Here is a 10957-nt window from a genome sequence, read left to right as displayed (position 1 = left end):
GCTGAAAGCATATAAGCGCGAAACCCACCACAAGATGAGATTTCTTTAAAGGGTCGTTGGAGATGACAACGTTGATAGGCTATAGGTGTAAAGGCAGTAATGTCATAGCCAAGTAGTACTAATAACCCATAGACTTATGTACGCTTCCCGCCGAAAGGCGGGAGACACTCTTTTTTTTACTGAACTTGTTTCAGTATCTTTTGAAACTTATAATATTATTTTACCATATGTTAACTTATTTGCAAGTTATGCTTGCAGTTGTTAGCTTTTAGTCATTAGACGTTAGTTTTTAATTAACGACTATAAACCAATAACTAATAACCAAACTCTTAGGGTGGTTATAGCATTGGGGCTCACCTCTTCCCATCCCGAACAGAGAAGTTAAGCCCAATAGCGCCGATGGTACTGCATTTATGTGGAAGAGTAGGTCGCTGCCTTTCTTTTTAAAACCTCATATCAATCGATATGAGGTTTTTTTATGAATTATATTTTGTCTTTATTTCTTTGTTTATGAAATATTCTATACTATTTTCGTTGTATTCTAAATACCGTTTGATTAACAATGAAATTTGTTTGGTTTCTATTTACAATCTATTTTATATCATCACAGTCAACTATTAATGCGCAAGTTGGAGGTGAAAATGTTTATCAATTTTTAAACCTATCTACATCTGCTAGGCAAATTGCTTTGGGTGGTGAAGTTTTAACTTTAGTTGACGACGTAAATCAACCAACATGGAATCCAGCTACTATTAACGAGAATATTGATAAAAAAATTTCTTTAAATTACTCAAGTTATTTGGCCGGAATAAATATTGGATCTGTGTCTTATGCAAAATTAATTTCTAGACGTTTTGGAACTATTCACGGAAGTATAAATTACCTGAATTATGGAACCTTAATAGGTGCTGATGAACAAGGTAATGAAACTGGAAATTTTAGTGCTAATGACATTGCTATATCTATTGGTTACGCTAGAAACTTACCTTGGACAAATTTGTTTTTTGGTGTAAATGTAAAATTAATTACTTCTAATATTGATAATTTTACATCTTCAGGAATAGCAACTGATTTAGCAATATTATATTATTCACCTTATAAACCCTACACTTTTACAATAGTATCTAGAAATATAGGGGCTCAAATTAAATCTTTTAATGGCGAATATGAACGATTACCTTTTAAATTGGCTGTTGGAGCTTCTTATAGGTTAGAACATGTACCTTTGAAATGGTATTTAACTATAGACAATTTGCAACAATGGAATGTATCTGTACCAAATCCTTCTGAACAAACAATTGATTTAGAGGGAAATGTTACTGAAGAAGAGATTGGGCTGATTGATGATATTTTTAGACATTTTGTGATTGGAGCTGAGTTATTTCCAGAAAGTGCTGTAAATTTAAGGTTAGGGTATAATTTTCGAAGATCTGCTGAATTAAAGTTACAAAATATTAGAACCTTTGGTGGAGTTAGTTTAGGTTTTGGTATAAAAATGAATAAATTGAAATTCAATTATGCGTATTCTAAATTTCATTCAGCGACTAACGCAAGTACTTTTAGTTTACAAATTGATTTAGACAACAGATAACATGAACAAAAAAATTACTATTGCAATTGACGGTTTTTCATCAACAGGGAAAAGTACGATCGCTAAATTATTGTCTAAAAAATACAATTATGTATATGTAGATACAGGTGCAATGTATAGAGCTGTTACTTTATATGCCATGCAAAAGGAATTTGTTGGTAAAGACTTTTTAGAAAATGAAAAGCTTATTTCTAATTTAGAAAAGGTTTCGCTTTCTTTTAAATTTAATAAAAAATTGGGTTTTGCAGAAATGTTTTTAAACGGTAGTAATGTTGAGAAAGAGATTAGAACACTTGAAGTTTCTCAGTTGGTTAGTAAAGTAGCTGCTATTTCTCAAGTTAGAAAAAAACTAGTTGCAGAACAACAAGAAATGGGAAAAGAAGGAGGTTTAGTTATGGATGGAAGAGATATTGGTACAGTTGTTTTTCCTAATGCAGAGTTAAAATTGTTTATGACAGCGTCAGCAGATAAAAGAGCTACCAGACGTTATAAAGAATTAATTGAAAGGGGTGATGATGTGAATTTCGATGAAATTTTATTTAATGTTCAAGAACGTGATAAAATTGATTCAACTAGAGAAGATTCTCCTTTGGTTAAGGCTAATGATGCTATAGAGTTTGATAATTCTGACATGGGAATTGAAGAACAATTTGAAAGAATTTGTAATTTAGTGAACCAAAAACTTTCTAAGAACTAAAAATTGGCAGATAAGTTTAGCCCTGATTGAGGTATTGTTGGAGCTCCTTGAAAAGAGCGACTACCGAAAGCAGGAAATAGCTTCGAAAGAAAATAATACTGAAACAAGACTATTACTTTAAGGAATATTCAAATATTTATGAGTTTGTAAAGAAATTTTCCACTGTGGGTTTTTCATCACATAATCTACAATAAGTGCAGTCATTTTTTCTTTTTTACTCCATTCTGGTTGTAAAAAAAGTTGGCATTTTTCTGAAACCTTAGCTGCTTGTTGCTCAGCAAATTCAAAATCTGATTTGTTATGAATAATCATTTTTAACTCATCAGCTTCAGGATAACATTCTTCTAAAGGTAGTTTTGTTTTCTTTGGCGAAAGACAAAACCAATCCCACTTTCCTGAAAAAGAATAGGCTCCAGAAGTTTCAATATGTGTTTTTAAATTGTTTTTTTGCAGTAAATTTGTTAAATAATCCATAGACCACATTAAAGGCTCACCACCAGTGATAACAACAGTATCAGCATATTTTTTTGCATTAGCTACAATTTTATCTGCAATTGTTGGTGGGTGCAAATCTGCATTCCAGCTTTCCTTAACATCACACCAATGGCAACCCACATCACAGCCACCAACCCTTATAAAATAAGCTGCAGTACCTGTATGTGAACCTTCTCCTTGTATGGTGTAAAACTCTTCCATTAACGGAAGCATAATTCCTTTGTCTACTAAATCTTGTGTTTTTTTATCCATGCTCTACTTTCTTACTGCAACTACTTCAATTTCAATTTTTGCACCTGCTACTAAATTGGCTGCAAATGTAGTTCTTGCAGGTAAATTATCCTTAAAAAAAGAGTGATAAATTGTATTCATTTTAGAAAAGTCATCGATATCTGCTAAAATAACTGTACATTTTACAATATCATTTAAAGTTAAGTTATGATGATTTAAAACTGCTTTAATATTTAAAATTGTTTGTATTGTTTCAGCTTCAATACCTCCTTTTACAATTTTTTCTGTAACATGGTTTTTACCAATTTGTCCTGTTAAAAAGTATAAATTATCAACCTGAACAGCATCAGAAAAAGGTACATTTGCTCTACTTTTGTCATGATATTTATGATGTTTTATTATAGTTGTTGATTCATTTTTACATGAAAAAATCATCAATAAAAGAAAAAAATAAAGCGTTTGAAATTGAAATTTCATAATAATTTGATTATCAGGTGCAAATATAATGAGAATAAAAACGAATTATTTAGATATAAATCATTAATAATCAAGGAATTTTTGTAAATTTGCACTCCTTTTTACGAGAACAGATTTAAAAAAGGATTTAAAGAAAACAATTTTATAAAACATCTCTTGACGTTTTTATCGTTAAAAATCTGAATTACAACAAGATACAAATTTTATTTTCAGGAATGTCTGAAGAAACAAAAAACACTGAAGAGCAAGAAGTTGCTGCAGAAGTACAAGAAACAGCGACTCCAGCTGTAGGAGAAAAACAAGATCCACAACAATTTTTAGCTGATTTTAACTGGCACAAGTACGAAGAAGGTATTGATGAAGTTGATGAAGAAAAATTAAAAGAGTTTGAAGAAGCTTTAAAAGGAACCATTGGTTTTGTAAATGAAAGCGATGTAATTGAAGGAAAAGTTATCAGAATTACTGATAGAGACGCAATTATTGATATCAACTCTAAATCTGAAGGCGTAATTTCTTTAAACGAATTTCGTTACAACCAAGGTTTATCAGTAGGAGATACTGTTGAAGTTTTAGTTGATAAAAGAGAAGATTCTTCTGGTCAATTAGTATTATCTCACAAAAAAGCAAGAGTAATCAAAGCTTGGGAGCGTGTAAATAATGCACACGAAACTGGTGAAGTAGTTAACGGATTCGTTAAATGTAGAACTAGAGGTGGTATGATTGTAGATGTTTTCGGTATCGAAGCATTTTTACCAGGTTCTCAAATTGATGTGAAGCCAATTAGAGATTACGATCAGTATGTAGAGAAAACAATGGAATTCAAAGTTGTAAAAATCAATCATGAATTTAAAAACGTTGTTGTATCTCATAAAGCACTTATTGAAGCTGATATTGAATTACAGAAAAAAGAAATCATTGGCCAATTAGAAAAAGGACAAGTATTAGAAGGTGTTGTGAAAAACATTACTTCTTATGGTGTATTTGTTGATTTAGGTGGTGTTGATGGTCTAGTACATATTACAGATTTATCTTGGTCTAGAATTAATCATCCAAATGAGGTTGTTGAATTAGATCAGAAATTAAACGTTGTAATTTTAGACTTTGATGATAACAAATCTAGAATTCAATTAGGTTTAAAACAATTATCTGCTCACCCATGGGAAGCTTTAAATGCTGATTTAAAAGTTGGTGATAAAGTAACTGGAGAAGTTGTTGTTTTAGCTGATTATGGTGCATTTGTAGAAGTAGAACAAGGAGTTGAAGGATTAATTCACGTTTCTGAAATGTCTTGGTCAACACACTTACGTTCTGCACAAGATTTCGTAAAAGTTGGTGATAAAGTTGAAGCACAAATTTTAACGTTAGATAGAGAAGACCGTAAAATGTCTTTAGGTATTAAACAATTACATCCAGATCCTTGGACAGATATTACTTCTAAATTCCCAGTAGGTTCTACACACACTGGTACTGTAAGAAATTATACTAATTTCGGAGTATTTGTTGAGTTAGAAGAAGGTATTGATGGTTTAGTATACATTTCTGATTTATCTTGGACTAAGAAAATTAAACACCCATCAGATTTTGTAACTGTTGGTCAAAAATTAGAGGTTCAAGTTTTAGAATTAGATGTTGAAAACAGAAAATTAAACTTAGGTCATAAACAAACTCAAGATAATCCTTGGGATGCTCACGAAGAAACTTACACAATTGGTTCTATTCATGAAGGTCTTGTAAAAGACAAGAATGATAAAGGAGCTGTTGTAACTTTTGAGGATGGAGTAGAAGGTTTTGCACCAAGTAGATTTTTAGAGAAAGAAGATGGTACTAAATTAGCTAAAGGTGAAACTTTGAAATTTATTGTATTAGAATTCTCTAAAGAATACAGAAGAGTAGTTGTATCTCATACATCTATTTTTAAAGAGCAAGAGCGTAAGAACATTAAAGCACAAGCTAAAAAATCTCAAGATGCAGAAAAAACTACATTAGGAGATATTGGTGGACTTGCAGCACTTAAGAAAAAAATGGAAGCTGGTAAAAAGAAATAATTTTCTTTGACTGAACTCGTTTCAGTAACGAGCTGATATTTAGAATATCTTAAAAGCCATAGCATTTTGCTGTGGCTTTTTTTAGTTATTTAACATAGATGTTTTTTAGTGAGATTAAAGAAGATAAGTTTTTAGTTATAAAAAAAACGTTTAGAAATTTTCTAAACGGTTTTTTTTATCTGATAAGATTATTACTTGCTGAAATTATATCAGTATGGATTAGTCAAAATTAATCGAAATCAGTATCCATTTTTAGGTAATCTAAAAATTCTCTTTTGGTTTCTGGTTCTTTAAACTTACCACCAAACTCAGCTGTAACTGTAGAACTTTCAATATCTTTAATTCCTCTAGAATTTACACACAAATGTTTGGCATCAATAACACAAGCAACGTTGTCTGTACCTAAAGCTTCTTGCATTGCCTGTACAACTTGCATGGTTAAGCGTTCTTGAACTTGTGGTCTTTTTGCAAAATATTCAACAATTCGGTTCATTTTTGATAAACCAATCACTTTTCCATCAGAAATGTAAGCTACGTGAGCTCTACCAATAATAGGTAATAAGTGATGTTCGCAAGTAGAGTACACCACAATATTTTTTTCCACCAACATTTCTCCATAATTGTAATTATTATCAAAAGTTGATGGTTTAGGCATATTTTTAGGATTTAAACCCATAAAAATTTCGTTTACAAAGGCTTTTGCTACTCTTTTAGGTGTACCTTGTAAACTATCATCGGTTAAATCCATCCCCAAAGTATTTAAAATATCTTTAACACTTTCTTGGATTCTTGCTATTTTTTCTTCATCAGAAATATCAAAAGCATCAGTCCTAAGTGGAGTTTTTGCTGATGTTGCAATATGGTTTTCACCTATTTCTTCTGTTCTTTCGTCATTCATTGTGTTCTTCAATTCAAACATTTCAAATAAACTTTTTGAGAATGCAAATTTACGGCTTTATTTCTTAACTTAATCTACTAATTAGTTCTGATAATGAACATTTTGTTTGCTCTCCAGAAACCATATTTTTTAATGTATAGCTATGATTTTCAATTTCTGATGAACCCGCCATTATTACAAATTCAATTTCGCGTTTATTGGCGTAATTCATTTGTTTTTTCATTTTGGCAGCATCTGGATACAATTCAGATTTTATACCATTTGCACGCAGTTGAGTTATGGCTTTCATACAATATAAGCCTTCAGTTTCACCAAAGTTGATAAACAGTACTTTAGGTTTTGGATTATCAACTGCTTTAAATAAGCCTAATTCTTCTAGCACCAAATAAATTCTATCCAACCCAAAAGAAATACCAACTCCAGAAACATCGTTCATTCCAAAAATTCCTGTTAAATCATCATATCTTCCACCACCACCAATAGAGCCCATTTTTACACCTTTTGGGGCAGCAACTTCAAAAATTGCACCTGTGTAATAATTTAAACCTCTAGCTAGGGTAACATCAATTTCTAAATTAGCAGTTTGTAAACCCAGTTCTGAAACAGCATTAATTACAAAACGTAATTCTTCAACACCTTTTAAACCTTCTTCTGATGTTGCTAAAAGTTCTGCTAAAGCATCTAAATTTTCTTGATTATTTCCATCAAAAGAAAACAAAGGCTGAACTTTATTTATGGCATCTTCTGAGATTCCTTTAGATAACATTTCAGCTTCTACTTTTGCTTGCCCAATTTTATCTAGTTTGTCTAAAGCTACTGTAAAATCGATCAATTTATCTTGTGCACCAATAACTTCTGCAATTCCAGATAAAATTTTTCGATTGTTCATTTTAATAGTTGTACCAGACAAACCTAACTGTGTAAAAACAGTATCGTACAATTGTATAAACTCTACTTCTTGCCATAAAGATTGGCTCCCAACAACATCTGCATCACATTGATAAAACTCTCTAAAGCGTCCTTTTTGAGGACGATCTGCTCTCCAAACTGGCTGTACTTGATATCTTTTAAACGGAAATGTAATTTCGTTTTGGTGTTGTACAACATATCTTGCAAAAGGCACAGTAAGATCGTAACGAAGTGCTTTTTCTGAAATTTGAGCAGTTATTTTGGTACTTTCTTTATTTGCTAGTAATTCTTCGTCAGCTTTTGATAAGAAATCCCCAGAATTTAAAATTTTAAAAATCAAACGATCTCCTTCTTCACCATACTTTCCCATTAATGTAGAAGAATTTTCAAAACTTGGAGTTTCAATAGGTTGAAATCCGAAGGTTTCGAAAGCGGTTTTAATCGTATTCATAATATACGTACGATTGGCTACTTCTGTAGGCGAAAAATCTCTTGTTCCTTTTGGGATGCTTGGTTTCATATTTAATTATGAATTGATAATTATGAATTACGAATTATATCAATTGATAAACTAATTCGTAATTAGAAATTTGTAATTGTTAATTGAGTCCGCAAATATCGTGAAAACTTATAATTTTTTTGGAGTTACAAAGGTTTTATTTCGTCTTTGTAAGGAGTAAATGGATGCATTTAACTCGAAACCTAAAAGTAGAATTATGGCATTAAGCCAAATGAATAACATCAATATTAATAAAGTACCAATAGAACCATACAATTCATTGTATTTTGCAAATTCTGTAACATAATAACTAAATAGATAAAATGTTAATATGGATAATATTGTTGTAAATACTGCTCCTGGAGAAAAGAATTTAGAGTGTTTGCCTTCTTTTACACCAAAATGATAAAGCATGGATACTGTAATGAATATCATGCTTAAAAAAATGAAACCTCTGCCTAATTGTAGCCAAATTAAATTGTCTTCTAACCAACCTAACGTAACAATTTCTTTTAAAAATAACTCGAAAAAAATGATAAGAACTACAGTTATTAGTAAAAAAGCTACAATTACTAATGTTACCAACATTGCTATAAAATAAGAACGAAATACATTTCGGATTTCTTTTACATGATACGAATATTCAAAACCACCAAAAATAGCATTTACACCATTGGTCATTAAAAAAAGTGATGCTAAAAAACCGAAAGACAGCAATCCTCCATATTGGTTTTTAACAATATCAATTATAACAGAATCTACAGCATCAAAGGTTTTGGGAGGCAATACATCACCAATAACAGATAATAGAACTTCTTGTGCACTATCAATTGGTAAAAAAGGAATTAAGGTTAACACAAATAGCAAAAACGGAAAAATAGCCATAAAAAAACTATAAGCAATACCACCTGCTCTTGTAGTTAAAGCACCTTCTATTATGCCAATAAAGTACATTTCTATCACATCATATAAAGACATACCTTCTAAACCAGGTACTTTAATGCGCTTGCCAAAACGCACTAACGAGCATACTATTGGTATTTTATCAAGTTTATCTTCTATTTCTTTTGTCATTTTTTTGAGTTTCAACTCGTAAAGCGTAAACTTACTTTAAATTAATTTTATTGAGTTCTAATATTATTTCTTTAAAAATCATTTTAGTTTCAGGCAATTGCAACGAATCTTTAAAAAATAAAAAATCGGCTCCAAAGCCAGTGCTGCATAAAAGTCCGTATTTTTTGTTAAAAACCAAAGTTCTATGATGACTTTTAACTTCTTTATTTTGATACATATTGTACTCGTAATTTTTTGTGATGTACCTTTTTGGGGTTGATATAAAGGTGTCTTTTTTAACCATTAACCAATCATTTTTAGGATGATATGCGATGTTTAAATTTTTAATGGAATCTGTAGGATGTGTGTATGAATAATTAAAGATTTGGTCTTTTTCACTTTTATGTAGCGTTAGTTTTTCAATGTTTTCTGTGTTTAACGAATGCAGAAAAATGGTTTCATTTTTTGCATCACAAGAAATTAATAGTATCCATAAAAAGCAAACTATTGTGTATTTTCTCATTCTATAATTAATTTATATTTTGATAATAATCCGTAAACATTTTCTTTAGAAAACTTTGCTCCTTTTAACTTGTTTTCTTCAGGATCTATCTGAATATGATAAGAAGTTGAAAAATTAACCTTTTCTAAATTAGTATTATCAAAAACGGTGTTTTCTAAATTGCAATTATCAAAAAGAGAACTAGTTACATGGGTTTCTGTAAAATCAGCTTCTGCTAAATTACAATCAATGAACCTTGTTTTTGGTATTTTTAATTGATAAAAAGACGAAAAATTAAGTTGACATTCCTTAAATGAAAATTGTAATAAAAAAGGATCACATTCATTAAATTTTACTCCCATCATTTTACAGTTTAGGAATGTTACATCTTTAAAAGCAGTATCTTTCACTATAGCATTGCTAAAGTTACAATCTATAAATTCGCATTCTACAAACTGTATATTTGAGGCGTGTAGATTCTCGAAATTGCAATGGGTAAACGAGCAATTATCATACTCACCTTTGTTGATTTTAGTTTTGGTAAAATCAATTTTAGAATATTCTTGGCTATCAAAATAGTTGTCTGTCATAATTCTCATTACTGCATAGGCAGTAACCTTTTTTTATCATTACTCACTTATATAGAGATTCCTGCCTAAGCAGGAATACCAATGGAAAATCGGAATTTACATGGCTTTTAAACTCAAATCCATATTATACACAGAATGTGTTAATGCCCCAGATGAAATAAAATCTACCCCACATTCTGCATATTTTCGAATGGTTTCTTCATTAATTCCTCCAGAAGATTCTGTTAAGCAAGTTTCACCAATTAACTTTACAGCTTTTTTGGTGTCTTCATAATTAAAGTTATCAATTAAAATTCTATACACTCCATCAACAGAAAGAATTTCTTCAATTTCTTGTAGGCTTCTAGCTTCTACAATAATTTTAATATCTAAACCTTTTTTAGCCAAATAGTTTTTGGTTTTGGTAATGGCTTGCTTAATTCCACCTGCAAAATCAATATGATTGTCTTTAATCATAACCATATCATACAAGGCAAATCTGTGGTTTTCGCCACCGCCAATTTTTACAGCCCATTTTTCTAAAGCTCTAATGCCTGGCGTAGTTTTTCTAGTATCTAAAACTTTGGTTTTTGTACCTTCTAATAAATTGGCAAAAAACTTTGTTTTAGTGGCAATCGCAGACATTCTTTGCATGGCATTTAAAACCAAACGTTCTGCCATTAATATGGATTGAGATTTTCCAGAAACATGAAAAACAACATCACCAAATTGAACAGCTTCACCATCACTTATAAAAGTTTCTACTTGTAAATCAGCATCAACATAATTAAAAACTTGTTTGGCGAAATCTACACCTGCAATAATACCTTTATCTTTTACTAGTAATTTTGCTTGTCCTTTTGCATCAGGAGGAATACAAGATAAAGAAGTGTGGTCTCCATCACCAATATCTTCTCTAATAGCATTTTTAATAATTATATCTAATTCGTTTTGAAACTGTGCTTTTGATATCATAAATTGTAAATTCTGA

The 10957-nt window shown here is 30.7% G+C and carries 11 protein-coding genes and 2 rRNA genes; 5 read left to right on the top strand and 8 right to left on the bottom strand.

Annotated features, from left to right (window positions below; translation table 11 throughout):
- From ACTG3V_RS11125 to cmk, 4 genes are all read left to right on the top strand, one after another.
- A 23S ribosomal RNA gene (locus tag ACTG3V_RS11125) occupies positions 1–142 on the top strand; the annotation flags it as partial.
- A gap of 188 nt (positions 143–330) precedes the next feature.
- A 5S ribosomal RNA gene (gene rrf / locus ACTG3V_RS11120) occupies positions 331–440 on the top strand.
- Between the two features lie 122 nt (positions 441–562).
- The gene (porQ, locus tag ACTG3V_RS11115; RefSeq protein ID WP_439132238.1) at positions 563–1591 is read left to right on the top strand and encodes a type IX secretion system protein PorQ; all 1029 of its coding nucleotides are present in this window, start codon (positions 563–565) and stop codon (positions 1589–1591) included.
- A 1-nt stretch (position 1592) separates the two neighbouring features.
- Positions 1593–2288 (top strand): (d)CMP kinase, encoded by a 696-nt coding sequence (cmk, locus tag ACTG3V_RS11110; RefSeq protein WP_439132237.1) that lies wholly within the window; start codon positions 1593–1595, stop codon positions 2286–2288.
- Positions 2289–2405: 117 nt separating this feature from the next.
- On the opposite strand, the gene ACTG3V_RS11105 is transcribed toward cmk, so the two are convergent.
- Together ACTG3V_RS11105 and ACTG3V_RS11100 are read right to left on the bottom strand one after the other, a co-directional pair.
- Positions 2406–3035, bottom strand: coding sequence for a 7-carboxy-7-deazaguanine synthase QueE (locus ACTG3V_RS11105; protein ID WP_439132236.1), 630 nt, complete (start codon positions 3033–3035; stop codon positions 2406–2408).
- A gap of 3 nt (positions 3036–3038) precedes the next feature.
- The gene (locus ACTG3V_RS11100; RefSeq protein WP_439132235.1) at positions 3039–3491 is read right to left on the bottom strand and encodes a RidA family protein; all 453 of its coding nucleotides are present in this window, start codon (positions 3489–3491) and stop codon (positions 3039–3041) included.
- A gap of 215 nt (positions 3492–3706) precedes the next feature.
- Between ACTG3V_RS11100 and rpsA the strand changes: the two genes are divergently transcribed.
- Positions 3707–5536, top strand: a complete 1830-nt coding sequence (gene rpsA, locus ACTG3V_RS11095) for a 30S ribosomal protein S1 (RefSeq protein WP_439132234.1) — start codon at positions 3707–3709, stop codon at positions 5534–5536.
- 229 nt (positions 5537–5765) lie between these two features.
- Here rpsA and folE read toward each other — a convergent pair whose 3' ends face one another.
- The 6 genes from folE to nadC form a co-directional block, all read right to left on the bottom strand.
- Complete coding sequence (gene folE / locus ACTG3V_RS11090) at positions 5766–6434, bottom strand: GTP cyclohydrolase I FolE (protein WP_439132233.1); 669 nt, start codon at positions 6432–6434, stop codon at positions 5766–5768.
- 64 nt (positions 6435–6498) lie between these two features.
- The gene (gene hisS / locus ACTG3V_RS11085) at positions 6499–7863 is read right to left on the bottom strand and encodes a histidine--tRNA ligase (protein ID WP_439132232.1); all 1365 of its coding nucleotides are present in this window, start codon (positions 7861–7863) and stop codon (positions 6499–6501) included.
- 108 nt (positions 7864–7971) lie between these two features.
- Complete coding sequence (locus tag ACTG3V_RS11080) at positions 7972–8916, bottom strand: YihY/virulence factor BrkB family protein (RefSeq protein ID WP_439132231.1); 945 nt, start codon at positions 8914–8916, stop codon at positions 7972–7974.
- Positions 8917–8947: 31 nt separating this feature from the next.
- Complete coding sequence (locus ACTG3V_RS11075; RefSeq protein WP_439132230.1) at positions 8948–9418, bottom strand: hypothetical protein; 471 nt, start codon at positions 9416–9418, stop codon at positions 8948–8950.
- A complete protein-coding gene (locus ACTG3V_RS11070) occupies positions 9415–9987 on the bottom strand; it encodes a pentapeptide repeat-containing protein (protein ID WP_439132229.1) in 573 nt (190 codons plus the stop codon). Before ACTG3V_RS11070 ends, ACTG3V_RS11075 begins: the two co-directional genes overlap by 4 nt.
- A gap of 96 nt (positions 9988–10083) precedes the next feature.
- Entirely contained in the window at positions 10084–10941 is an 858-nt protein-coding gene (gene nadC / locus ACTG3V_RS11065; RefSeq protein ID WP_439132228.1) for a carboxylating nicotinate-nucleotide diphosphorylase, read from the bottom strand.
- Positions 10942–10957: the final 16 nt, after the last annotated feature.

The sequence above is a fragment of the Polaribacter sp. genome (genome assembly GCF_965660385.1).
Classification (GTDB): Bacteria; Bacteroidota; Bacteroidia; order Flavobacteriales; family Flavobacteriaceae; genus Polaribacter.
The sequence above is the reverse complement of the archived record's forward strand: the minus strand, read 5'-3'. Positions and strand labels throughout refer to the sequence as shown.